This is a genomic window from Sphingopyxis selenitireducens (assembly GCF_051550705.1).
Classification (GTDB): Bacteria; Pseudomonadota; Alphaproteobacteria; order Sphingomonadales; family Sphingomonadaceae; genus Sphingopyxis.
In genome coordinates, this window is the sequence record NZ_JBPULG010000002.1 from 368,208 (window position 1) to 392,390 (window position 24,183).

A 24,183-nucleotide genomic window follows, 5' to 3' on the forward strand; every position below is an offset into this window, starting at 1 on the left:
CGCCCCCTCCAACGCATCCCAACCCCAAAGGAGACTGACCATGACTGACCTTCACAACAGCTATGCCAACGCCCGCGACAAGAGCATCGATCTCGACGTCACTCCCGTGACGGGCACGATTGGCGCGATCGTCAACAATGTGCAGCTGTCGGGTGATCTGCCCGCAGCGACAGTACAGGCGATCCAGGCCTCGCTCGTCCGCCACAAGGTGCTGTTCTTCCGCGACCAGCAACATCTGACGGACGAAGAGCATGAGGATTTCTCCGCGCTGCTTGGCGATCCGATTGCGCATCCGACGGTGCCCGTCGCCGAAGGGTCGCGCTACCTGCTCGAACTCGACAGCCGCGAAGGCTATGCGGCGTCGAGCTGGCACACCGATGTCACCTTCGTCGATGCCTATCCCAAGGCGTCGATCCTGCGCGCGCTCACCATCCCCGAAGCGGGCGGCGACACCCAATGGGCGAATGGCGAAACCGCTTATGAAGGCTTGCCGGAGGTTCTGCGCCAGCTGGTCAACAATTTGTGGGCGACGCACACCAACCTCTATGATTATGCGTCGATCCTGCAAAGCGCGCCCGATAACGATACGGCGCGCGACCGCATCGCCCAGCATCGCAATGTCTTCGCTTCGACCGTCTATGAAACCGAGCATCCGGTCGTCCGCGTCCATCCGGTCAGCGGCCAGCGCAGCCTGCTGCTCGGTCATTTCGTCAAGCAGTTCGTCGGACTGAACGCCACCGACAGCGCGCGGCTGTTCCAGACGCTGCAGGATCATATCACCAAGCCCGAAAATGTCGTGCGCTGGCGCTGGCGCGAAGGCGATGTCGCCATCTGGGACAATCAATCGACCCAGCACCGCGCGACCGCCGATTTCGGGCTGCAACGCCGGACGCTGCGCCGCGCGACGATCGCGGGCGAAATTCCGGTCGCGATCGACGGACGCAAGAGCCGCACGGTGCGCAAGGACAAGGCGGTTCAATACGAACCTGCCTGACGAACCGGGCCGGCGCCTGCGGTTATCCTCTCCCTTCCTCTGACTGCGCCGGTCCCCTCTACGGCGCGCCCGGGTTCCATTCGCCCGCGGCGCGCCGGCCCTTTCTGTTTTTCCAGGGATGTTTCGAATGACCGATCGCCGCCGACTCTCCACTCTGTTTCTGTCCACTATCGTAGGGGCATGGCTGTCTTTTGTCCCCGCACAGGCGAAGGAGCGGCGACCCAATTTTCTGGTGATTGTTGCCGATGATCTCGGCTATTCAGACATCGGGGCATTCGGGGGCGAGATACGGACTCCGCATCTCGACAAGCTCGCGCTGGCAGGCATCCGGCTTTCCGGTTTTCACACCGCGCCAACCTGTTCGCCGACCCGATCGATGCTGTTGTCGGGCACCGACAATCATCTGGCAGGCCTTGGTACGATGGCGGAGATGATCCGGCCGAACCAGAAGGGGCAGCCGGGCTATGAAGGCCATTTGCGCAGCGATGTTGCGACGATCGCCGAAAGACTGTCGGCCCATGGCTACAGCACCTTGCTCTCGGGAAAATGGCACCTCGGCCTGACCGAAGCGCAGGATCCGCACGCGCGCGGTTTCGATCGCAGCTTTGCCCTGCTTCAGGGCGGGCATAATCATTTCGGCACCGACGCCGATCCCGCAAAGGGCGGAACCGTGACCTATCGCGAGGACGGCAAGCCGGTGACGCACCTGCCGTCGGATTTCTACTCCAGTGACTATTTCGCGACCCGGCTGATCGACTTCCTCGGCGAGCGACCGGGGGCAGGGAAGGGTGAGAAACCCTTTTTCGCCTATCTCGCCTTCACCGCGCCGCACTGGCCGCTACAGGCGCCGCCGGAGGATATTGCACGCTACAAGGGACAATATGACGCCGGGTTCGACGTGCTGCGCGAACGGCGGCTGGCGCGTCAGCATGCGCTGGGCATATTGGCGAAGGATGTCACACCGCATACGCCGCGCAACCGCGACGGCAGCTGGGATTCGCTGACCGCCGGGCAACAGCGGCTCGCCGCGCGCAATATGGAAATCTATGCCGCGATGGTCGACCGGCTCGATCAGAATGTCGGACGCGTGATCGAGGCGCTGCGCGCGTCGGGTGAGCTCGACAACACCGTCATCGTCTTTCTCGCCGACAATGGCGCCGAGGCGCTCGATATCGAAACGACGGGAGCTGAAATGCTCGGGCGTTATGCGAAGGGCGCCGACAACAGCTTTGCCAATCGCGGCGCAGCGACCTCCTACCTCACCTACGGCGCGGGCTGGGCGCAGGCCGCGACCGCGCCGTCGTGGCTGACCAAAGGCTATCAAAGCGAAGGCGGCACCCGGGCGGTCGCTTTCATCAGCGGTGCTGGCATCCCGCACAGGCAAGGCGCGGATGCGCAATATCTGTCGGTTGCCGATATCGCGCCAACCCTGCTCGACCTTGCGGGTGCTGATGCCGGCGCGACCGATGTTGAAGGGCGCAAGGTCCGGCCGATCACCGGTCGATCGTGGACCGCCTGGCTGCGCGACGCCGCTGCGCGCATCTATGGTCCCGAAGATGGTGTCGGGGCGGAGCTGTTCGGGTCGCGCGCCTATCGCCGCGGCGATTGGAAAATCACCGACACCGGCGACGGCGAGTGGAGGTTGTTCAACATCGCTCGCGATCCCGGCGAAACCCGCGACCTGTCGCTCGACGATCCCGAACGCAAGGCCGTGCTCGCGGCCGCCTGGGACCAATATGCGCGCGACGCCGGTGTTATCCGGCCCGACGCCATACCCTATCGGCCGTGACTCGGGGCAGTAACTGGCGATCCGCGATCCCGTATATGTGACGGGGCGCGGCGCCTCCCGGCGATTGCGTGGCTTTGTCCGGACGGGACCATGGCAAACGCCAAATCGCCGGCAGACAAGCCCCCGAACGGATCGTCCTGTATCCGGCACATACTCGCGCTGCCGACTTGTATTCCCTCGCGCTCAAGACATGTTGCATTGCAACAAGATTACTTGAACCCAGGGAGTCCCCCATCCCATGACCAGGATCGACTTGGCGCTCCACGGCGCGCCCGTTCGAAGACTGCCGGCAAAAGCCGCGCCGCGTAATGCCAAGATATGGCTCTGTCTGGGGCTGATGGCATTGGACGCGGTGGCGTTGATGTTCGGCTTTGCGGTGACGCTGATAATCGAAGAACCGCGACATGTTTCGGACGGACTTTGGACGGCTATGCTGGGCGCGCTCCTCGTCCACGCCGCGATTGCCTTTCAGAATCAGGCCTATAATCCGCGGTGTCTGACCCACCCGGTCAAAAGCTGCCGCCAGACGCTGATTTCGTTCGCGACCACCTTGCTCGTCTTCCTGCTTGTCGCCTTCTCGCTCCGCGTGACCGGCAAGGTGCCGCGCTTCGCGGTCGGCATGGGCATGGTGACCGCGCTGATGCTGCTGGTCGCACAAAGGCTGCTGGTCTGCCATATCGTGCGCCGGGCCTTTGGCAAGATGACCGCCGAACTGGTCATCCTCGATGGGGCGAATGTGCCGGCATCCTATCTGGGCCGTGACATTATCGATGCACGGGCGACGGGGCTCTGCACCAATCTCGACGACCCCTATATGCTCGATCGCCTCGGTACGGTGCTGCAGGATTATGACCGGGTGACGATCGTCTGTGCGCCGGAGCGAAAGGTGGAATGGGCGCGGGCGCTGAAAGGCGTGAATATTCTGGGTGAGATTGTGATGCCCGAGATCGCCCAGCTGGGCCCGCTCACCACGCGGCAATGGGGCGGGGTGACGACGCTGGTTGTCTCCTGGGGCCCGCTCAATCGTGCCAATCGGGTCAAGAAACGTGCGCTCGATCTGGCGGTGACGGTCCCGGCGCTGCTGCTGCTGTTTCCGTTGCTGGTACTGGTGGCGATCGCGATCAAGCTCGACTCGCCGGGGCCCGTATTCTTTCTTCAGGAGCGGATGGGGCGCGGCAATCGTATCTTCCGGATCCTGAAGTTTCGCAGCATGCGCGTCGAGACGACCGACGCGAATGGCGCGCGCTCGGCCAGCCGCGACGACGACCGGATCACGCGCGTCGGCCGGCTGATCCGGATGACGAGCATCGACGAACTGCCCCAGCTGATCAACGTCTTGTCCGGCGAGATGAGCCTGGTGGGACCGCGCCCGCATGCGCTGGGTTCGACCGCCGGGGATGAATTATTCTGGCGCGTGGATCGGCAGTATTGGCATCGTCATGCGCTCAAACCCGGCATCACGGGCCTCGCCCAGATCCGCGGTTTTCGCGGCGCGACCAATACCAAGCGCGATATCGTCAACCGGCTTGAGGCCGATCTTGAGTATCAGCAGGGCTGGTCCTTGCTCCGCGATATTTCGATCCTGGTGCGCACTGCGCAGGTGTTGACGCACCGCAACGCTTATTGAGGCGGTCGGCGCGTTTTCAGCCGTCGACGATCTGCGGAGCGCGGCAGGCCAGCGCGATTTCAAAGGCATCGGTGCGGTTGGTCGCGCGCATCAGACCCGCATAATCACCGGTCCATTGGTCGGCGAAGCCGGCGACTTTGCCATAGCTGTTGTCGAGCAGAACATGCGGGATATCGAGCAGCAGTGAGAGAATATGCGCGTGGAGCCGGTCGGTGACGACCAGCTCACCGGCGGACAGCATCGCGAGGCCGCGCTGAAGCCGCCATTCCGCCAGACGCCGCTGCCGCGTCGCGCGCTGCGCCATCGGATCGCGCGTGAGGAGGCGGCCAAGCCCCAGCGACAGGCGAAGATAGCGCTTCTGCGCGGGATCCTCTTCCAGCCAGTCGTCGGCAACCACACCGGCGGGGAGCGTGCCGGTCTGGCCGGCCGCGCGCTCATGATCGGTGCGGAGCAGCGCGAATACCGGCGTGGTCGGCGGGTCGCGCTGCTGGCGGCCGAGCATCAGCGCGGCATCGGGACAAAGATGGATCGCGCAGTCGAAATGCTCCTGCGCGAAGGCCAGCGAACGGGCGTCGCGGACCAGCAGGGTGAACCGGCCGTGCGCGTGGATCGCCTCGGCCATTTCGGCCGCTGCGGCGGGGTCTGCATAATGGATCGACTGCGGCATCTGGACGATCGGGCGGCCGCGATGCGTGCGAAGGAGGTGGAGGCGAAACGCTTCATGCCGGGGCCACAGCGTGCCCATATTGCCGCCGCCATGGATCAGGACAGGGCCATCGCCGATCGCGACCTGACACGCAGCATCGTCGAAATCGGCGATCGCAGAATAATAGGCCGGAAGGCGGTTCCGTTTGCGCAGATAAGCCATCTCGCCGAGCCAGATCGCCGAATCGCCGACATTGGAGTGATCGGGAAAATCGACCAGCGCCAGCGCGCCCGACGGCAAGACGGAATCGAGTATTCGCGCGAAATTTCTGGCGAGTTCGCCGACCAGCTGGTCGGCGGTCTTCTTGGTCATATACGACCCTTTCTGACGAGTTTGAATATAGACAGAAGGCGACTGCGCCATGGTCCGGAGATGGCGAGCAGGACGATCGCATAGAATAGCGCGCCGACCGCGGTGAGCAGCAGCAGCGACTGCCAGCCCGGCAGATGCGCGTCGAGAAACCGCATCGCAATCGCCAGCATCACGCCCATCAGGGTGGAGGCGATCAGCGGCGCGCCGACCGCGCGCAAGCTATCGACCGGACGAATGCCCGACGCGCGGCGGAGAAGCCAGATCTGCATCGGCAAGGTCAGATAGGCGCGCCCGACATAGGCGATGGCGACAGCGAAAAGCCCATAAGGCAGCGCCGCGAGCGTCAGGGCTACGCCAAGTACCAATTGCGTCGTCGACAGTGATATCAGACTGCGCGACGCGCCCAACACGCTGAGCGAGGGCGAGGCGAAAAAGTTGAGCGTGAAGGGCACGGCCATGAATGCGAAGATCTGCGCGAGCTCGCCGGCTTCAGCCCATTTTGCGCCGAACACGGTGGGGATCGCGACCGGCGCCAGCGCACCGAAACCGACCAGCGCGGGAAAGGACAGCGCGGCGGAGCCCGAGATCATCCAGCGATAGGCCTCGCGCAGTTCGGCGGGATCATTCTTCACGCGCGCCAGCGTCTGTACCGCGACTTGGGTGAAGGGCTGGATCGCGCCGCGACCGATCAGCTCGACGGTGCGCCAGGCGGTGCGATAGACGCCGACGGCGGCGAGCCCGATCCCGGCGCCGATCGCCATTTCCTGCACGCGCACCGTCGCGAGGAAGGCGAGCTGGACATAGATCAGGCTGGCGTTGAGCAGCAGATTGCCGCGCAGGATCGCAAGGTCGAACTGCCAGCCGGGCTTCCAGTCATAGGATGCGCGCGACAGGACCACGCCGACGATCTCGGTGACAAGGCGCTGGATGACGAGGCTCCACAGCCCCAGCCCGGCGAAGGCCGCAGCGACCGCGCAGGTCCCGCCGATCAGTCCGCCGACGACCGAGCGAAGCGCCGTGGTGCGGTGCCCGAACTCGCGCAGACGCAGCGCCAGATGGGTGGCGCCAAAGGACGAAATCGGCAGCGCGAGGCTCATCGCCATAAGGGGCAGGGCGATGTGCGGCGCGTCCATCCAGTCCGCGATTGGCTGCGCGAGAGCGATGATCAGGGCCGCAGACAGAAAGGAAAACCCCTGTTGCGAGCGATAGATTGTATCGAGGAACGCCGGGCTCAGCTTGTCCTTTCGCGCGATCGTCTGGACCAGCCCGGCGGTGGCGATGATGCGGAACGCTTCGGCCGTCACCGCCATCACCGCAAAAGCGCCGATATCGGCCTGCGCGAGCAGGCGGGCGAGAATCACAAAGACGATGAAAGAGAAGATCTGGTCCGACAGAAAGCGGGTGATCGTCCATCCGATCGAACTGCGACTGCGCGCGCGCAAGCCCTCGTCAAAGCGTGCGGGAAGGTCAGCGGTCAAGCAGGCGTCTCGCTTTCAGCATCCGCATGCGCGCACGCTCGACATGGCGCCAGACCTTTTGTTTCGCCGAGTGATAGAGTGGATCGGTCTTGGGTCCGAAGCGCGAATTGCCGATGTCGGAGACGACCGCAGCCTCCAGGATCGGCGCAGGATAAAGCGCGAGGTTCGGCAGGTCGTGCGCCCATGATCGGTCCATTTCGTCGTCGATCGGGCGGCGAACGATCTGACAATGCGCGGCCAGCCGCCGCGCGCCCTCGAGCGTGATCGCATAGCCCTGGGTGCCATATGCCAGCCCGATCAGTTCGACGATCGTGCGCGAGTGCTGCAGGAAATCGCGCCGCACCACGCGCTGCCAGGTCGGCTTCTTGGCATAAAGCCTCAGATAGTCGATGCCCTCGGCATGCAGGTCGGTACGCGCCAGCGGTTCGAGATAGGCCCAGTCGACCACCGTATCGTCTTCCAGCACGATCGCCTGCCGCAGATTGCGCGCGATCATGTCCTGCCAGATCGAAAAATGGCTGGCATAGCAGCCGATCTCGCCCTTGCTCATCGGCCGGCCCTTGTTGCGGCGGATGGCGGGCTCGTCGATCGTCATTCCCGGCGCGGGGCCGGTGCAGGCGTCGAAGAAACGCCAGGCAAGCGACGTCCCTTCGGCGCGCGCGGCAAACGCCTCCCGGCGCGCCACGGCGGTTTCAAGCGACACCACCAGAATATCGGCGGCTTCGCCCGATTCGGGCTGGGGATCACCCACGAATATGCGCCTCCTACTGAGCACCGCGAGCTGTCTTGTGCAGTACAGAACCGATGATGGCTCCAAGGCGATCCTTGGTAGCGGGCAATTATTTGAGAGCGAAGTCGCTCCGGCTCCGGTCGTCCGGTCAACGGGGCGGCTCGTCTTCGCAGGTGCAGCATGCGATTGACCCGGGCCGGTCAGGAGGCCGATTGAGCCGCGGCGGGGGCACTGGACAGGCCTATCTATGTTTCAAGTCGCAATCATTATACCCGTATGGAATGGACAGGCCGTACTCGGCCGCTGCCTCGACGCGCTCGCGCGGCAGACACTCGCGCGGAATGCATATCAGATCATCGTCGTCGACAATGGATCGGACGACGCGACGCGTGAGATTGCGCGCCGTTATCCGGGGGTCGACCTGCTCGAAGAGACGCGGCCCGGTTCCTATGTTGCGCGCAATATGGGCATCGAGTGGGTGCGGGCGCCGATCACGGCCTTTACCGACGCTGATTGCGAGCCTGCGTCCGACTGGCTCGAACAGATACTGCGCGCGGCGGACGCAAATCCGGGGTTCGGCGTGCTTGCCGGAAAGATTGAGCTGTTCGACGAGATTGCGCCAGAGCGCGAGGTATTCGGCGATTACGAGCGGCTGTTCAGCTTTCCGCAGAACCATGCTGCGCGCGGCAATTGCGCAACGGCCAATTGGGCGAGCGAGACGGCTTTGCTTCGCCAGTTGGGTGGGTTCGATGCAGCGCTGAAGTCAGGTGGCGACCGGCAAATGGCACTGCGCATCCGCGAAGCCGGCGCGCCGCTCGTCTATGTCCCCGCGATGGTGGTGCGTCACCCCGTGCGGGCAAGCCGCGCCGATCTGGTGCGCAAGCGCCAGCGGCTGAGCGGTGGGCGCTGGGACCGCACGGCGCGGCGCCCGCGCCTTGCCCATGTGCTGGGCATAACCGCAATCGATACGGTCCGGCGACTGCGCCGGGCGGCGATCTCCCGCGACCTTTCGATCGGGCGGCGGCTTGCCGTGATGTTGCTGACGCTGCAGCTCGCCGGGGTGGCAATCAGCGAATATCTCAATCTTGCCGGGGGACGAAAGGCTGTGCGCGACTGATGATTACGCCCCCATCCACCCCATGTTTTTCCGTGGTCATGCCGCTCTACAACAAGGCCGCGCATGTCCGCGCGGCAATCGAAAGCATATTCTCCCAGACTGTACCCGCGCACGAGATATTGGTGATCGACAATGGTTCGACCGACGGCGGGCGCGATCTGGTCGCGGCGATCGGCGATGCGCGGATCAAGCTGCTCGATCTGCCGACGCCGGGTCCGGGCGGCTATGCCGGGCGCAACATGGGCATCCGTGCGGCGCGCGGCGACTGGATCGCCTTTCTCGATGCGGACGACCTCTGGCACCCCGGGCACCTCGCCGCGCTGGCCGAGGGGATCGCGGCCGACCCGGAGCTGTGCGCGGTTGCGACGCGGTTCGATCACAGGTTCGAGGGCCGCTCGCAGCCGCAGCGGATTGCGCCGCAGCTTCAGCAGGCGCGCAGCCTCGATTTCGCCGATTTTCTCGATGCGTGGCTTGCCGTGCGCGAATGCCCCATGTGGACCGGCGCGATCGCGATCCGCCGCGACACGCTGTTTCAGGCGGGGCTGTTTCCCGAGGGGCGGGCGGTGCGCGGCGGCGACAAGGATTTGTGGCTGCGCGTGATCGCCCGGGGTAGGCTGCGTTACGATCCGCGCGTTACGGCTGTTTTTCACCGCGACAGCGATAACAAGGTCAGCAAATCGACCACCACGCTCGATCTGCCCTGCATCGTCGACACCGCACGGGGGATGCTCGCGGGTGCGACGGGGCGCAAGGCGCTGCTCCTGCGGCGGCTCGTGAATCAGGAGATCGCGCATTATGCGCGCTACGCGATGAAATATCCGGGCCGAACAACGATCCGGCTGGGTGACCTCTATCTGCCCGAGGGGGTCAGCGCTGCGGCGTTGCTGCTCGCGGCAAAGCTGATCCCCGCATCGCTCCGGCAATCCGGCCACGCCCTGCGCAACCGGCTGCTTGCCCGCGGGTGAAACTCGTCCGCACCTTTGGCGCTCTGCTGACCGGCGGGTCGTGCCTTGCTGCCTGGCTCTCGCTCGCCGGCGCGTTCGTGCCGCTACTCGATGCGCTGGCATCCTTCCTGCCGCTGTTCGGCGTGACGGCGGCGCTAGGGCTGCTGCTTGCCCGGCGGCGTCCGGGCTGGACGATCGCGGCCGCCACCATCTGCCTGCTGCCGGTGGCGATCGGCGTGATGCCGGAACTGACGCGCGAGATTCCGGCGGCAACGAAAGGCGCCCCGCAGATCCGTTTGCTCACCCACAATATATGGCGCAGCAACCGCGATCCCGCCGATACTGCGCAGGCGATCGTCAACGCCAGGGCCGATGTCGTGATGCTTCAGGAAGTCGATGGCAATTTTCGCCCGATGCTCGCGGCGCTGCGCCAGCATTTTGCCTATGCCACGAAATGCACTTCGGGCTGTGACTTGGCCATCTTCTCCCGCTGGCCGATCATGGACAGCGACTATTTCCTGAAAGACGCCGCAGGGCGGAAATTCGGCCCGCCGATGCTCTGGGCGCGGATCGCGGGGCCTGATGGGCGCCCCTTCACCGTGACGACATTTCACTACCCATGGCCGACTTCGCGCGATCAGGCGGTGCAGAGGCGGGATGTGGCGCAGGCGCTGGTACGGATCAATCGCGACCGGTTAATCGTTGCAGGTGACATGAACCTTACTCCTTGGGCCGCGGCGATGCGTGAGCAGGATCGCGCCTTCGCACCGCTGACCCGCATGACGCGCGCGTTGCCAAGCTGGCCGCGCGCCTTTCCCGTCCTGCCGATCGATCAGCTTTACGCCGGACCCGATTGGGGGCTGGTGTCGGCGCGGCGGCTGCCCGCGACCGGATCGGATCATGCGCCGATCCTCGTCACGCTGGGCCGTCGATGAGGCGGGCATTCACCTTGGCGCTGCTCGGCAGCTGCGGCTTGGCGGCGCCCGCGCTCGCGCAGCAATCGGATGCGACCGACGGGCTCGGATCGGTTTCCACCGAGAATAGTTTCGGGCGCGACCGCAATGTCGGCGTACTCGAACGCCGCCGGCCCGACTACACACCCGAGCCGATCCGCGTCGGGACACTCGAACTGATGCCGCGGATCGCGATCGGCGCCGGTTATGACGACAATCTCTATGCCCAGCCGGACAACCGGATCGGCGACGCCTATTTGCGAATCCGTCCGCGCCTCTCGCTTGTGCGCCCGTCGCCTAATCTCAAACTGTCGCTCGATGGCGAACTGGACCTGCTGCGCCATGCCGACCGCGCGAGCGAGAATTCCACCCAATATGCGCTGAATGCCGGCGCGCTGTATAGGATCAGCAATTCGGACACGCTGGGCCTCACGCTGCGCCGCGGGCGTTACAGTCAGGAGCGCGTATCGCCCGACAGCCCGACGCAGGCGGATCGGCCGATCCGCTTCACGCAGAGCGGCGGGACGGCAACCTACACCCATGTTTTCAACCGGCTGCGCGTGCGCGGGGTGATCGATGTCGAGAACCGCAATTATGCAGATAGTGAGACCCCCGACGGCACCCCGATCGATCAGGATTTCCGCGATCACACGACCTACACCGGCACGGCGATCGGCGAATATGCGCTGAGCCCGAGCATCTCGCTGTTCGTCGCCGGTTCGGCCAATAAACGCGACTATCGCGAGCGCACCGGCCCGGTGGCGGCGCGCGACTCCACCGGCTTCGATCTTGCGGCGGGGGCCAGCTTCGAACTGGGCCGCAAGGCGCGCGGCTCTCTGCGGCTCGGCTATCTCCATCAGGATTACCGCCCGGTGGAGTATGAGGATGTCTCGGGCTTTCTGGTGCGCGGCGAGCTTGCCTATTTCCTCACCCCGCTGGTGACGATCACCGGCACGATCGACCGCGGTATCCGCGAAACCGGCGTCAATGGCGCGACGGGCTATCTTGCCACCAATATGACGCTGCGCGCCGATTACGAACTGCTGCGCAACCTGATTATCAGCGCGGGCGGTGAGTTGGAGAAGCGCGATTTCAACAATATCGACCGGCGCGACGACCGCTGGAACTGGCGCGGCAGTGCGTCCTGGCTGGTGAGCAAGCGGATGGCGTTGCGTCTCGATCTGCAACGGCGCACCCAGTCGAGCTGGGGCGCCACGGCGGGCCGGGCGTTTTCGGACAATCGTGTCTCAGTAGGGGTGACCTTTTCAGGCCTGTAAGACGGGCTTTGGTTTCGGCTTCGTTTCGCGCGCCCCGAAGAGCGCGCCCTCACACGCCGCAAGCAGATGGGGCGGGGCGAGGCGATTGATATAGCCGTCCGATCCCTGATCCGACAGCAGCTTCGCGGGAATTCCGCCCACCACGCCGCGCTCGGGCACATCCTTGGTCACGACGGCATTTGCACCGATCGCGGCCTCGCTGCCGACGTGAACACCGCCTATCACCTTGGCGCCCGATCCCAGAAAGGAACGATCGCCGATCACCGGGGCGCCGCGGCGGCTGCCGCGGTTCATATAGCCCAGCACGACGCCGTGAGTGATGTTGACATTGTTACCCAGCACCGTGTCGCCGTGGAAATAAAAGCCCCCAAAGCGGTTGAGGAACAGCCCCGGCCCGATCTCCATATATTCGGGGATAGCGAAACCATATTTGTAACGCGCGCGCAGCAGCATCCATTTGGCAAAGGGATAAAGGCCAAAGGCTTTGGCGCGCTTGAGCTTGAGCCAGCCGGCGGTGCGCATCAGCACCGTATATTTATACCCCGGAGTGAAGGCGTAATGTCTGGCGAAGGCGCCGAGGCTGACGCGGCCGGCATAGCGATAAAGGTCGGCGGCGAGCAGTGCCTTCAGCTTGGCAAAGCTCACCGGGCAGCCGCGCAAATGCGGTTTGCCGCTCTCGTCGGGCACGGCGTCTTCGGATCCCGGAGCGGGGGTCAGCGATGCGGTTGCCATGTTCATCAGAAATAGCGCTCGCCAAAGCGGATCGTATCGCCGGGCAGCACCGCAAAATCGGCGGTCATCGGATATTCCCGTTCGCCGGCTTCGCCCGCGCGCTTCAGGAAGACGCGCTTTTCATTGGCGCGATAGGTGAAGCCGTCGGCCTTGGCGACGGCCCCCCGGATGGTGAGGCCCTGGGCATAGGGATATTCGCCGGGCTTGTTCACTTCACCCAGAATATAGACGGGACGAAAGCTGGCGACCTGGATCGAAACCTTCGGTTCGAGCAAATAGCCGTCGCCCAGTTTCGCCTCGATCGCCTTGGATAATTCTTCGGTCTGCAACCCTGCCGCCTTGACCTCGCCGATCAGCGGGAAGGCGATCGTGCCTGCGGGCGATACCTGGAATTCGCCGGTGAGCGTCTCTTCGCCATAGGTTGCGACCTTGATCTTGTCGCCCGGGGATAGCTGGAATGCCGCGGCGGGCGGCGGCGGCGCGCCACTCCCCGCGAGCGGGGCTTGCCCGGCGCATCCGCCAAGCAGCGCAAGCGCGCCCGTCATCGCGATTTGCATGTGCCATTTCATGAACTTACTCCCGAATGCAATGGTGATATGGCTTTGATTTCGGGCGCTGGTGATTGCGCCGCGAGTGCTGCCTCGATCCGTTCCCAGTAATTTGCCGCCGCCTGCTCGACCCCATAAGCCCGCGAGCGTTCGCGCGCCCGCGCGCCGCAGACGCTGCGATGCGGTTCGGTGAGGACGCGGCCGAGCGCCGCTGCAAAAGCTTGCACATCATCGGTGGGGACCAACGCACCCGCATCAACATCGATCCCGCCGCTGATCGCATCGCGCGACCGGCTCGCCAGAATTTCGGACGGACCCGACGCGCAATTGGTCGCGACGACGGGCACGCCGCACGCCATCGCTTCGACCAGGCCGTTCGGGAACCCCTCTGCGTTGGAGGGCATCGCATAAGCCTGCGCCCGCGCGACCACCGCGAAAGGATTGGCCATAAAGCCGGGCATATCGACCCGGTCGGCTATGCCAAGCGACGCGGCCAGTGCCTCAAGTGCGTTCCGCTCGGGCCCTTCGCCCAGAATGACCAGACGCGCTTGCGGGGCAGCCAGCGCATAGGCGCGCAGAAGAAGCGGAAAATTCTTGTTCGGCATCAGCCGCCCGGCGGCGACGATATAGGGACCGGCGGGGGTAAAGGGGGGTTGCGCCGCGGCAAGTTCGGCGATGCGCCGATGATCGACGGGATTGGCGATCGCCGACATGCGGGAACGCGCCACGCCGAAGTTGGCGGCCAGGTCGTCGACCACGCCTTCGGATACCGCGATGACATGTGCGGCGCGCGGATAAACGAAGCGGACCATCGCCCTGGCTGCGCGCGCGTTCCCCAGATGCGCGCTGGTGTTGACCCGTTCGCTGATCAGCCAAGGCCGGCGGCGCCCCGCCATCGCCCAGCCATTGGCGATATTGGCGCGGGTAAGGAAGCTCAGTGTTGCATCGGGGGCGAGCCGCCCCACGAGCGAACGGAACTGGGTCAGGCTCGGCAGCAATTTATGCCGGGCATCCAGCTGATGAACCGCGACCCAAGCGGGCACATCATAGGCGCGCGGCTCGTCGTCGAGCAGCGCGAGGTGAATGTCATAGCGCTCGCGCCAGGGCGTTGATCCGCCAAGCAATGTGACGAGCACGCGCTCGGCGCCGCCGCCCGCCAGCGAGTTGATCGCGAACAATATCCGCTTTCTCTGCCGCATGTTTCCTCGCTGAAATTTCGGACGGAGTTCGCCTCGGGATCGTCTTTACCACGGGCTTTTGTTGCGGTGCACACAGGCCCGCCCGCTTCATCGTCTTCGGGGGGCAGCTGGCCGATTAGGCGGAGTTTCGATCGGCGATGCATCTATCAGAGGGGGCATCGGCGAACGATTGCGGAGGTATGCGATGGACATTCGGCGGGTTGAGTGTCTGGACGGCTTGCGCGGGGTTGCGGCGCTGTGGGTGCTGGTCGGGCACATGATGATCCTCACCGGTTTCCGTTTGCCATTGATCAGCAAGCCGGACCTCGGCGTCGATCTGTTCATCCTCCTCTCGGGCTTTCTGATGATGTATCAGTACCGGCTCCGCGCGGGCAGCGAGGACTGGTCCTCGCCCGGCACCTGGGCGTCCTTCTGGACGCGCCGCTTCTTCCGGCTCGCACCGCTCTTCTATGTGACGCTGGCGGTGGTGCTGATCGCCGGGCCGTTGATTTACGCCGACCGCGTCGCGATCGACAGCTTCCTTGGTCAGGCGCTCCAGCCCAGCGAACGCTATAATGATGCCAGCCTCACCAATATCGCGCTGCACCTGACTTTCCTGTTCGGGTTGCTGCCCGACTATGCATTTCGCACCCCGCTTCCCGACTGGAGCCTCGCGCTGGAAATGCAGTTCTACGCGCTCTTTCCATTTCTCATCCTGCTCGGACGACGGATCGGCTGGGTGCCGTCGGCGCTGCTTGCCGCGAGTGGCGGCGTGATTGTGGCCTTGCTCGCCGGCGCGGCGGGTCTCGACTATCCGATGCCGTCTTTTCTGGCGCTCAAGCTCCAGCTGTTCCTCGCGGGCATGCTGATCGCCGTCGGGCCCGGCGCAAGCCGCGGGCAGCTCTGGCTTCGCCTCGGCGCGGCGATGCTCCTCGCCGCGATCCCGATCGGGGGCGAGCAGGATCTGCTGCATTTCTCGGTTCGCGCGCTGCTTGTGCTCGGCTTTTTTGCGCTGGTCCATTGGCGCTCGCTCGGAATGATCGGGTGGGTTTCGCGCTTGTTCGGCAGCCGGCCTTTCCATTGGCTGGGTGAGCTGTCCTACGGCACCTATCTGATCCACCTGCTGATCCTGCAGCCCGTCGCAGCGGCGGTAATCGGGCAATATGGCCTGGGGCTCAGCGCGATCGGACGGTTCGCGCTGACCGGGGCGATCGTGGTGCCCGTCACCTACGCCCTGGCGTTCCTGACCTACAAGCTGGTCGAGCTGCCCGGACAGCGACTGGGCAAGACGGTAATCAGGCGCGCGACCGGTCGCAACACGGCGCGCACGCTTCAGACTGCGCCATGATGATGGAGGTTATCCGATGGACCGACGAACGCTCATGACATCGATCGCGGGCGCCGCCGCGGTTGCCTGCTCGGCACGAGATGAGGTGGAGGCCAAGCGCACCGGCCGACCGACGCTCGCTGTCGAGTCCGAAGGACCGGGGCGCTGGCGCATCCGCAGCTGGCAGTGGGAGGAGAATGCATGGCGTCCGGCGATTGCCCGGGCACAGCAGACCGCCGCGGGTATCGAATTCAGCGGACCCATCGCCGCCGCCGACCGGGCGAAAGTCGTCGCCCGGCTAGACGCCTAAACTTCCACGGCACCCGACGAGGTAACGGAACGGCGGGCGGGTCGATCTGGCGCGAGGGTTGCGCGATACACGTCGAGTGTATCTTCCGCCGCCTTGTCCCAGCTGAAGCGCGCGCGAACGGCGTCGCGGTCGACCCGAAACTCCGCGCAATCGGCATTCAGCCGCTCGGTCAGCACCGCGACATCGCCGACGGGGAAATAGTTCGGCGCGTCGAGCCCGATGTCGAGATTGGCGGGTATGTCGCTCAACAGCATTCGCGCGCCACAACTCGCCGCCTCCAGCGCCGCGATCGGCAGGCCTTCGTGATAGGACGGCATGACAAACATCGCACAATGTTCGTAAAGGCATTTGAGCGTCGCCCGTGACTGGACGCCGGCAAAGATCACGCGGTCGCTGGCGCGCGCCATCAGTTCGCGGGCATATTCGCTTTCATGGTCGGCGGATCCGGCGATCACCAGCTTGCCCGTGCAGTTCGACCGTTCGAAAGCGTCGATCAGATCGTGGAGGCCCTTTTCGGGAACGAGCCGCGCGACGGCGAGGTGGAAGTCGCCGTCCTTCAGTCCCAGTCGTTCGAGCGCCAGTGCGGCATCGGCATCACCGGGCAAGTCGGACGTGCCATTGGGAATATAGGCTATCGCGTGCGCGCGTGCGGGAAAGCTCTGCCGCAATTGCGCAGCAAGCGAGGGCGAAACCGCGATGATCCGATTGGCGAAAGTAAGCGCCAGCCACTCGCCCGCGCGCAAAGCGGTGCGCGCGAGAGGCCCCCATTTGGCGCGGTGATAATCGGTGCCGTGATGCGTCACGACCACCTTCAGACCAAGCAGCCGGGCGAGCGGTGCCAGCAATCCGGGACCGATCGCGTGAATATGGATCAGCCCGGCACCGCGCCGGCGCGCGGAAAGCACGGCAAGCAGCGTCGATACGACGGCTTCCAGATGTTGCGAGCGCGGGCAGGGGATGCCGACGATCTCGACCCCGCGATGCTCGCCCGTCGGCTCCAACAGATAGGGCGCGCGGCCAAGCACGACCGACCGGTGACCGGGCCACAGCGCCTTGATGCGCGGCAGCAGCTCCTCGCAATGACTTTCGATCCCGCCCATCACATGGGGAAAGCCGCGAAGGCCGGTCACGCAGATCACGGGCGGCGCCGCAAGCTCGCTGGCAGGCGCATTTGTCCGTTGCAGCATTGTCAAACTCCACTCGCGCCCCGCCGAATTTCCCCGTTCAGGCCACCGCTGCCATCGGACTGCGTCCGCGTTCGATTTCGCTGACATACCAGTCGACGAACCGCTCGATTCCCCGCGCCAGTGGCACCTTGGGATGATATCCGGTGAGCGCGTTGATCGCCGAAATGTCGGCATAGGTCGCGGTCACGTCGCCCGGCTGCATCGGCCGCATCAGCTTGATCGCCGGACGGCCGAGCGCGCGTTCGAGCAGCGCAATCATGTCCATCAACCCGACGGGATTGCAGTCGCCGATGTTGAGCAGCCGATGCTCGCCATTAGCCGGCGGCTTGTCCAGCACGCCGACCACGCCATCGACGATATCGTCGATATAGGTGAAATCGCGCGCCATCCGGCCCTCGCCGAACACCTCGATAGGCTGGCCGAGCAGGATTTTCTGCGCGAAGCCGAAATAGGCCATGTCGGGCCGGCCCCACGGGCCATAAACGGTGAAGAAGCGCAGCCCGCTCAGCGGCAAGCCGTAGAGCGGAGCATAGCTCTGACTCATCAATTCGCAGCTGCGTTTGGTCGCCGCATAGAGTGAGACCGGCATGGCGCAGGGCTCGTCTTCGCGAAAGCCGGTACCGCCGAGCGGTCGGTCGCCATAGACCGAGCTGGATGAGGCATAGACAAGATGTTCGATATTGCCCGCATGGCGTGCGGCCTCGAGCACCGCGAGATGCCCTTTGAGGTTGCTATGCTCATAGGCAAAGGGGTTTTCGAGGCTGTAGCGGACGCCCGCCTGCGCCGCGAGATGGACGATCCGGCGCACGCCGTTCGCCTCGACCAGCTCGCTCACCAGCCCGGGGCTGGCGATGTCGCCGTCGATCAGCCGGAAGTTGAAATTGTCGACGAGCCGCGCGACGCGCGCTTTTTTTAGCGCGACGTCATAATAGTCGGTGAAATTGTCGAGCCCGATCACGCGCTCGCCGCGCGCGAGGAGCCGTTCGGACACCGCGTGGCCGATAAAGCCCGCGGCGCCCGTCACCAATATGGGGCTGTTCTCCGTCATGCTGCCTGCCTCTCGCGTGCGGTGTCTTCATTCTGCGTCGGTGTGCCCGGGCGGCCGACGCCGACATAGCGCAGCCCTGCGGCTTCCGCCTGTACGGGGCGATAGATGTTGCGCAGATCGACGAGCAGGGGTTCGGCCATTGCGGCCCTGATCCGCGGAAGGTCGAGTGCGCGAAACGCATCCCATTCGGTGACGATCACCGCTGCCGCCGCACCTTCGACCGCGGCATAAGCGGAGGCGGCATATTCCACATCGGTGAGAAGCGCTTCGGCCGCAGCCATCCCCTCGGGGTCATAGGCACGCACCTTGGCGCCCGCATCCTGCAGCGCCTGGATGATCGCGATCGAGGGCGCATCGCGCATGTCGTCGGTGTTGGGTTTGAAGGTGAGGCCGAGCACCGCAACGGTGCGGCCACGCACGCGCCCGTCCATCGCGCCGAGTATCTTGCGGGCCATTGCGCGCTTGCGCTGCTCGTTCACCGCGACCGTCGCCTCGATCAGCCGCAGCGGCGCTTCATGGTCTTGCGCCGTCTTCATCAGCGCGAGCGTGTCCTTGGGAAAACAGGAACCGCCATATCCCGGACCGGCATTCAGGAATTTGCCGCCGATCCGGTTGTCGAGCCCGATGCCGCGCGCGACCTCCTGAACGTCGGCGCCGACCTGCTCGCACAGATCCGCCATTTCGTTGATGTAGGTGATCTTCATCGCAAGGAAGGCATTGGCGGCATATTTGATCAGTTCGCTGGTGCGGCGACGGGTGAAAATGATCGGCGCCTTGTTCAGCGACAGCGGGCGATAAACTTCGTCCAGCGGCGCGCGCGCGCGTTCGTCCTCGATTCCGATCACGACGCGGTCGGGGCGTTTGAAATCCTCGATCGCGGCGCCTTCGCGCAGGAATTCGGGATTGGATGCCACTGCGAAATCGGCGTCGGGATTATGCTCGCGGACGATCCGCTCGACCTCGTCGCCGGTGCCGACGGGCACGGTCGACTTGGTGACGATCACCGTGAAGCCGTTCAGCGCTCCCGCAATCTCGCGTGCCGCGTCATGGACATAGGAAAGGTCGGCATGACCATCGCCGCGGCGGCTGGGGGTGCCGACTGCGATGAACACGACGTCGGCTGCGCCCACCGCGCCGGACAATTCTGTGGTGAAGTCCAGATTGCCCGCCGCGACATTGCGCGCGACCAGACCGTCCAGGCCGGGCTCATAAATGGGAATTCCGCCAGCCTGCAGGCGGGCGATCTTGTTCGCGTCCTTGTCGACGCAGGTCACATGATGGCCGAAATCGGCAAAACATGCGCCCGAAACCAGCCCGACATAGCCGGACCCGATCATTACGATACGCATTATGCGTTGCTCCCTTTTAACGGCGGCTGTTTTTGCTGCGCCTGCGAACAATCGTCTCGCGGGGCGGGGGGCGTCAACTTGCCCGCTTTGAGAAGAGGCAATTTGAAGGCGAAGCGAAGATGGTCATGGGTGAGGTTAAGTAACGGTAATATAGTTATTTTATAAGTGACAGCCCGGGTCGTTGCCTAAACGACGGCGGGGCGATTTTGCTCCCATGCGACGAAACGGTCCGACCGGAACTTGCCACAGGTCGAGGGCGAACGAGGGGTGGAATACGACAAGCGGTAAAAGGCAGGGGCGGGCGCGGCGCACCTCCGGTGAGGGATCGGGAGAGCGAGTCGGCAAGGCCCGCCGAAGGGACGCCGGTGCCGACCCCGGGCGCGCCACGCCGCGTCGCATCGGGCTGGCGCTGCGCGCCGCCGTCAACCTACGCCGCCGCATGGCCGACACCTCTTCCCGCCGAGTCCCGAACGCGGTTCCGATCGCCGCGAATGGTGAGCCAGTCTATTATGTCCAGTCTGGCGGGGTCTATCGCGGTGTCCGCGCACGCGACGTCGGCAACGGCCTGTTCGTGATCCGCGAGCCTGTCCACAATGTGCGGATCGGCGATATCCGGGTGCACGGCGGCTACCGGGTGATAGAAAATACCGCCGCGCCGGATCTGGTGGCGGCGGGCTGCGCCGGGCTTCGAGTGCGCGGCGCTCGGGCGAGCGATCTCGAACGCAGCTTCGCCCGCATTCGCTATGACAGCCATGATGGGGTGATCGAGGACGTCAGCGCGAGCGGCATGCTCACCACCGGCGCGACCGATCTGCCGGTGGGTATCGCCTTTGCCGATACCGCGCATGATTTCCGGATCGAACGCTGTTTCATGCGCGGCTTTCAATGGAAGCGCCGCGACACGCAATATTGGAACGGCGACGGCTTTTCGACCGAGCGCGGCAATGCGCGTTTCCTGTTCCGCCAGTGCGCCGCCTGGGACAATAGCGATGGCGGATTCGACCTGAAGTCGACCGAGACGGTGCTGGACGACTGCATCAGCGGCCGCAACGCACGTAATTTCCGGCTCTGGACGAGTATGCGCGCGACGCGGCTCATCAGCCTGGATCCCATCAAGATCGGCGGGACGGGCGATACCAACCATTTCTCGATCATGGCCGCGCAGGGAGCGAGCGAGCCCCTGATCATCTATATCGAGCATCTGACGGTGAAGAGCGATCGGGGCTGGCCGATCTTCGACGTCCACAATGGGCCGGCAAAGATCATCATCGGCTCGCACGATATTCAGGTGCCGCCGGGAACGCCTCTGGTTCGCCCGCGTGGCGGGGGCTCCGTGCCCGGCGGCGTGTCCTTCGCCGGGACACCGCCCAGGCTCTGAAACAGTCCGGGCGCAGTTTGAACACGGCTCGACGCCGGGCTCTTGCTGCAATGCAGCGTAAAGGCGCAGATCGCCCTCGTCAGCACGTGGCGATCGTGTCGGCAAATCCGAAAGCTGGTTTTTTGGGGGGGAACCCAGTGACCAGAAAAGGGTGTAAAGATGCGAAAAATACGCAAGGCCGTGTTCCCCATTGGCGGCCTTGGGACCCGGTTTCTTCCGGCGACCAAATCCATGCCCAAGGAGATGCTGCCGATCGTCGACCGGCCATTGATCCAATATGCCGTCGACGAAGCCCGCGAGGCGGGTATCGAACAGTTTATTTTCGTGACGGGCCGCGGCAAGAGTCTGATCGACGATCATTTCGATCATGCCTTTGAACTCGAAGAAACGATGGCCCGGCGCGGGAAATCGCTTCTCGCGCTTGACGGGACGCGCAGTTCCCCGGGCGATATCAGCATCGTGCGGCAACAGGACCCGCTGGGGCTTGGCCATGCCGTGTGGTGCGCCCGGCGCATCGTCGGCGACGAGCCTTTCGCCGTGCTGTTGCCCGACGATCTGATGGTCGGTGAACCCGGCTGCCTCAAACAGATGGTCGAGGCCTATGCCGAGCTCGGCGGCAACCTGATCTGCACCGAGGAAGTGCCGTTTGAGGACACCGCGAAATACGGCATCGTCACACCGGGCGCGCGCGCAGGAGCGATCACCGAAGTGAAGGGGCTGGTCGAGAAACCCGCTCCCGAAGCCGCACCGTCAAGGCAAGCCATTATCGGGCGCTATATCCTTCAGCCGGAGGTGATGGACGTGCTCAGCAGTCAGGAGGAAGGTGCGGGCGGCGAGATCCAGCTCACCGACGCGCTGGCGCGGATGATCGGCCAGCAGCCATTTCACGGCGTCAACTTTGCAGGGAAGCGTTACGACTGCGGCGACAAGAGCGGTTTCGTAACCGCGACGATCGCCCTGGCGCTTGCCCGGCCGGACATCGGCCCGGCGGTGCGTGCCTTCATGGCTACTGCGTGACATGGACGCGGTTACGCGACGTTCGCCGCTTAGACGGGAAGCGGATCCGCAGGTCGATCGGGGAGCCCTGATCGACTTGCGGCATGTCGGCGCGGTGCTGCGCCGGCGATGGATGGTGCTGAGCGCAGCGATGCTCGCGGCGGTCGCGGTCGCCGCGTCGGCCTATCTGGTTGCAGAACCGCGTTACCTCGCCACCGCTCAGGTCGCGCTCGAACGATCGGCCGAGCAGGTCATCAAGGTCGATTCGGTGGTCCCGACCACCGATCCAGATTCGGCCGCCGTTGATACCGAAGTACAAGTTCTGCGCTCGCCCGAGTTGATCGGGCGTGTGGTCGATCGGCTGCGTCTTGCCGGCGATCCCGCGTTCAACGAGGCGGCGGGGCAGGGCGCGCCGGTCGCGCAGCCCGACCTGATCGGGCGTCAGCGCGCGATCGGTACGGTGCTGGGCGGGCTGACGGTCAAGCGCGATGGGCTTTCCTATGCAATCAGCGTCTCGTTCGAGGGCGGCACGCCGGTCCAGTCGGCGCAGATCGCCAATGCACTGGTCGACGATTATGTCTCGGGTCAGGCGGGCGCCAAAACCGAGGCCACGCATCGCGCGCGCGGTTTCCTCGAACAGCGGCTTCAGGATTTGCGCGCGCAGGTGGTGGGCGCCGAGCGCGCGGTCGCCGACTATCGCGCCGCCCATAGTCTTTTTGCGGTCTCCGAAGCGAGCACGGTGACGCAGCAGGAGCTGTCGGGCCTTTCGACCCAGCTGGCGCAGGCAAAGGCGGACAATGCCGCGGCGCAGGCGCGCCTCTCGGCCGCACGCGCCCAGCTCAGCGGCGGGCGGAGCGGCGAGGAGCTTGGCGATTCACTCGATTCACCGGTGGTCAGCCAACTGCGCGCCCAGCGCGCCGAGGTCGGACGCGAAGTGGCGGCGCTGGAAAAGCGCTACGGTCCGCGCCATCCCGACCTCGTTCGCGCGCAGAGCCAGCTCCGCGTCGCCGATCAGCAGATCGCAGCCGAGGTGCAGCGTATCGTCTCCAATGTCTCGATCCAGGCGAGCATCGCCAGTCAGCGCGCGGGCTCGCTTGCGGGGTCGGTCGCGCAGTCGGAGGGCAAGCTTGCCAGCGACAATGAAGCATCGGTGCGGCTGAACGAGCTGGAACGGAACGCCGAATCGGCACGAACGCTCTATCAGGCGTTCCTCGATCGCTATCGCCAGACGGTTGCGCAGTCGGGGCTGGAACGCAGCGATGCCTATATTGTCAGCCGCGCGCGCGTGCCCGGCGCGCCAAGTTCCCCCAACATGCTGATCTATGCCGCGATGGCGGTGGTCGGCGGGCTGGGCATCGGCGTGTTGCTCGTTGTGCTGCTCCAGCTGCTCGAACGGGGGCTCGAGACGGGCGATGCGGTCGAGAATGCCTTGGGGCTGCCGACGCTCGCATCCATCCCCGACGCGAACACGCTGCCCGGCTATCGCAAGTCGGGCCCGCCCGCGCCGCCCGCAGAGTTGCTGCTCAAGCGGCCGCAATCCAGCTATGCCGAAGCTTTTCGCAGCCTGCGCACCTCGATCCAGTTTGCCGAGGCCGCGAAGCCGATCCGCGTCGTCGCCATCACTTCGGCGGTGCCGGGTGAGGGCAAGACCACCACTGCGATCGGCCTCGCGCGGGCGATGGCGGCGGCGGGCGGCAAGGTGCTGCTGATCGACGCCGATGCACGGCGGCGTGCCTCCAGCCGGCAGTTCGCCGACAATGTAAAGCTGGGACTGGACGAAGTGCTGGCCGGCGAGGCGACGCTGGACCGGGCAATCGTCAAGGATAGCCTGTCCGACGCCTTCCTGCTGCCGCAACGGATCGATTCAAAGGGGCTCAGCCTGACCGACAGCCCGCGCCTCGCCGAACTGATCGAGCAGGTGCGCGAGCGCTATGATCTGGTGATCCTCGACATGCCGCCGGTGCTGCCGGTGGACGAGGCGCGCGTGATCGCCAGCATGGCCGACGGGGTGGTGTTTCTGGTGCGCTGGCGCAAGACGCCTGCGAAGGCTGCGTCGCTGGCACTGCGGCGGCTGTACGACGTCCATGCCGAGGTGCTTGGCGCCGTGCTGACGCTGGTGGATGCGCGCGAGCAGGAGCGGGGCGGCTATGAGCAGGGCGGCACCTTCCTGAAAGCCTACCGCCCCTATTATGCGGACTGATCG

The 24,183-nt window shown here is 64.9% G+C and carries 21 protein-coding genes; 12 read left to right on the forward strand and 9 right to left on the reverse strand.

Annotated features, from left to right (window positions below):
- Window positions 1–40: 40 nt before the first annotated feature.
- From ACSYDV_RS07585 to ACSYDV_RS07595, 3 genes are all read left to right on the forward strand, one after another.
- Window positions 41–994 (forward strand): TauD/TfdA dioxygenase family protein, encoded by a 954-nt coding sequence (locus tag ACSYDV_RS07585; protein ID WP_438323184.1) that lies wholly within the window; start codon window positions 41–43, stop codon window positions 992–994.
- A gap of 127 nt (window positions 995–1,121) precedes the next feature.
- On the forward strand, window positions 1,122–2,783 hold the full coding sequence (locus ACSYDV_RS07590; protein ID WP_438323185.1) for an arylsulfatase: 1,662 nt from the start codon (window positions 1,122–1,124) through the stop codon (window positions 2,781–2,783).
- Window positions 2,784–3,021: 238 nt separating this feature from the next.
- Complete coding sequence (locus tag ACSYDV_RS07595) at window positions 3,022–4,410, forward strand: exopolysaccharide biosynthesis polyprenyl glycosylphosphotransferase (protein ID WP_438323186.1); 1,389 nt, start codon at window positions 3,022–3,024, stop codon at window positions 4,408–4,410.
- A gap of 16 nt (window positions 4,411–4,426) precedes the next feature.
- On the opposite strand, the gene ACSYDV_RS07600 is transcribed toward ACSYDV_RS07595, so the two are convergent.
- Genes ACSYDV_RS07600 through ACSYDV_RS07610 form a run of 3 tightly spaced genes read right to left on the reverse strand, consistent with a single transcriptional unit; the run spans window position 4,427 to window position 7,657 of the window.
- A complete protein-coding gene (locus tag ACSYDV_RS07600) occupies window positions 4,427–5,428 on the reverse strand; it encodes a polysaccharide pyruvyl transferase family protein (RefSeq protein ID WP_438323187.1) in 1,002 nt (333 codons plus the stop codon).
- Window positions 5,425–6,906, reverse strand: coding sequence for a lipopolysaccharide biosynthesis protein (locus ACSYDV_RS07605; RefSeq protein ID WP_438323188.1), 1,482 nt, complete (start codon window positions 6,904–6,906; stop codon window positions 5,425–5,427). Before ACSYDV_RS07605 ends, ACSYDV_RS07600 begins: the two co-directional genes overlap by 4 nt.
- On the reverse strand, window positions 6,896–7,657 hold the full coding sequence (locus ACSYDV_RS07610) for a glycosyltransferase family 25 protein (protein ID WP_438323189.1): 762 nt from the start codon (window positions 7,655–7,657) through the stop codon (window positions 6,896–6,898). Before ACSYDV_RS07610 ends, ACSYDV_RS07605 begins: the two co-directional genes overlap by 11 nt.
- Before the next feature lie 226 nt (window positions 7,658–7,883).
- Between ACSYDV_RS07610 and ACSYDV_RS07615 the strand changes: the two genes are divergently transcribed.
- The 4 genes from ACSYDV_RS07615 to ACSYDV_RS07630 are packed head-to-tail and all read left to right on the forward strand — an operon-like array spanning window position 7,884 to window position 11,927.
- Complete coding sequence (locus ACSYDV_RS07615) at window positions 7,884–8,753, forward strand: glycosyltransferase family 2 protein (RefSeq protein ID WP_438323190.1); 870 nt, start codon at window positions 7,884–7,886, stop codon at window positions 8,751–8,753.
- Window positions 8,753–9,718 (forward strand): glycosyltransferase family 2 protein, encoded by a 966-nt coding sequence (locus ACSYDV_RS07620; RefSeq protein WP_438323191.1) that lies wholly within the window; start codon window positions 8,753–8,755, stop codon window positions 9,716–9,718. Before ACSYDV_RS07615 ends, ACSYDV_RS07620 begins: the two co-directional genes overlap by 1 nt.
- Entirely contained in the window at window positions 9,715–10,632 is a 918-nt protein-coding gene (locus ACSYDV_RS07625; RefSeq protein WP_438323192.1) for an endonuclease/exonuclease/phosphatase family protein, read from the forward strand. Before ACSYDV_RS07620 ends, ACSYDV_RS07625 begins: the two co-directional genes overlap by 4 nt.
- Entirely contained in the window at window positions 10,629–11,927 is a 1,299-nt protein-coding gene (locus ACSYDV_RS07630; protein ID WP_438323193.1) for an outer membrane beta-barrel protein, read from the forward strand. Before ACSYDV_RS07625 ends, ACSYDV_RS07630 begins: the two co-directional genes overlap by 4 nt.
- Here ACSYDV_RS07630 and ACSYDV_RS07635 read toward each other — a convergent pair.
- The 3 genes from ACSYDV_RS07635 to ACSYDV_RS07645 are packed head-to-tail and all read right to left on the reverse strand — an operon-like array spanning window position 11,916 to window position 14,406.
- The gene (locus ACSYDV_RS07635; protein WP_438323194.1) at window positions 11,916–12,665 is read right to left on the reverse strand and encodes a serine acetyltransferase; all 750 of its coding nucleotides are present in this window, start codon (window positions 12,663–12,665) and stop codon (window positions 11,916–11,918) included. The genes ACSYDV_RS07630 and ACSYDV_RS07635 overlap by 12 nt on opposite strands.
- Complete coding sequence (locus tag ACSYDV_RS07640; RefSeq protein WP_438323195.1) at window positions 12,665–13,228, reverse strand: polysaccharide biosynthesis/export family protein; 564 nt, start codon at window positions 13,226–13,228, stop codon at window positions 12,665–12,667. Before ACSYDV_RS07640 ends, ACSYDV_RS07635 begins: the two co-directional genes overlap by 1 nt.
- Window positions 13,225–14,406: a glycosyltransferase gene (locus tag ACSYDV_RS07645; protein ID WP_438323196.1), complete on the reverse strand. Its 1,182-nt coding sequence runs from the start codon at window positions 14,404–14,406 to the stop codon at window positions 13,225–13,227. Before ACSYDV_RS07645 ends, ACSYDV_RS07640 begins: the two co-directional genes overlap by 4 nt.
- 184 nt (window positions 14,407–14,590) lie before the next feature.
- On the opposite strand from ACSYDV_RS07645, the gene ACSYDV_RS07650 reads away from it, so the two are divergent.
- Window positions 14,591–15,733 carry an acyltransferase family protein gene (locus ACSYDV_RS07650; RefSeq protein WP_438323197.1) on the forward strand — a complete coding sequence of 381 codons (1,143 nt, stop codon included), beginning with the start codon at window positions 14,591–14,593 and terminating at the stop codon, window positions 15,731–15,733.
- Between the two features lie 16 nt (window positions 15,734–15,749).
- Window positions 15,750–16,022 (forward strand): hypothetical protein, encoded by a 273-nt coding sequence (locus tag ACSYDV_RS07655; protein ID WP_438323198.1) that lies wholly within the window; start codon window positions 15,750–15,752, stop codon window positions 16,020–16,022.
- Here the strand turns inward: ACSYDV_RS07655 and ACSYDV_RS07660 are convergent.
- Genes ACSYDV_RS07660 through ACSYDV_RS07670 form a run of 3 tightly spaced genes read right to left on the reverse strand, consistent with a single transcriptional unit; the run spans window position 16,019 to window position 19,606 of the window.
- Window positions 16,019–17,209, reverse strand: coding sequence for a glycosyltransferase family 4 protein (locus tag ACSYDV_RS07660; protein WP_438323199.1), 1,191 nt, complete (start codon window positions 17,207–17,209; stop codon window positions 16,019–16,021). The two genes, ACSYDV_RS07655 and ACSYDV_RS07660, sit on opposite strands and share 4 nt — an antisense overlap.
- Window positions 17,210–17,246: 37 nt before the next feature.
- Window positions 17,247–18,257 (reverse strand): NAD-dependent epimerase/dehydratase family protein, encoded by a 1,011-nt coding sequence (locus tag ACSYDV_RS07665; RefSeq protein ID WP_438323200.1) that lies wholly within the window; start codon window positions 18,255–18,257, stop codon window positions 17,247–17,249.
- Window positions 18,254–19,606, reverse strand: coding sequence for a UDP-glucose dehydrogenase family protein (locus ACSYDV_RS07670; RefSeq protein ID WP_438323201.1), 1,353 nt, complete (start codon window positions 19,604–19,606; stop codon window positions 18,254–18,256). The genes ACSYDV_RS07665 and ACSYDV_RS07670 overlap by 4 nt, the downstream gene beginning before the upstream one ends.
- Window positions 19,607–20,045: 439 nt before the next feature.
- Between ACSYDV_RS07670 and ACSYDV_RS07675 the strand changes: the two genes are divergently transcribed.
- The 3 genes from ACSYDV_RS07675 (at window position 20,046) to ACSYDV_RS07685 (ending at window position 24,180) form a co-directional block, all read left to right on the forward strand.
- Window positions 20,046–20,984, forward strand: coding sequence for a hypothetical protein (locus tag ACSYDV_RS07675; RefSeq protein ID WP_438323202.1), 939 nt, complete (start codon window positions 20,046–20,048; stop codon window positions 20,982–20,984).
- Window positions 20,985–21,143: 159 nt separating this feature from the next.
- Window positions 21,144–22,001 carry a UTP--glucose-1-phosphate uridylyltransferase gene (locus ACSYDV_RS07680; protein ID WP_438323203.1) on the forward strand — a complete coding sequence of 286 codons (858 nt, stop codon included), beginning with the start codon at window positions 21,144–21,146 and terminating at the stop codon, window positions 21,999–22,001.
- A 1-nt stretch (window position 22,002) separates the two neighbouring features.
- The gene (locus ACSYDV_RS07685; protein ID WP_438323204.1) at window positions 22,003–24,180 is read left to right on the forward strand and encodes a GumC family protein; all 2,178 of its coding nucleotides are present in this window, start codon (window positions 22,003–22,005) and stop codon (window positions 24,178–24,180) included.
- Window positions 24,181–24,183: the final 3 nt, after the last annotated feature.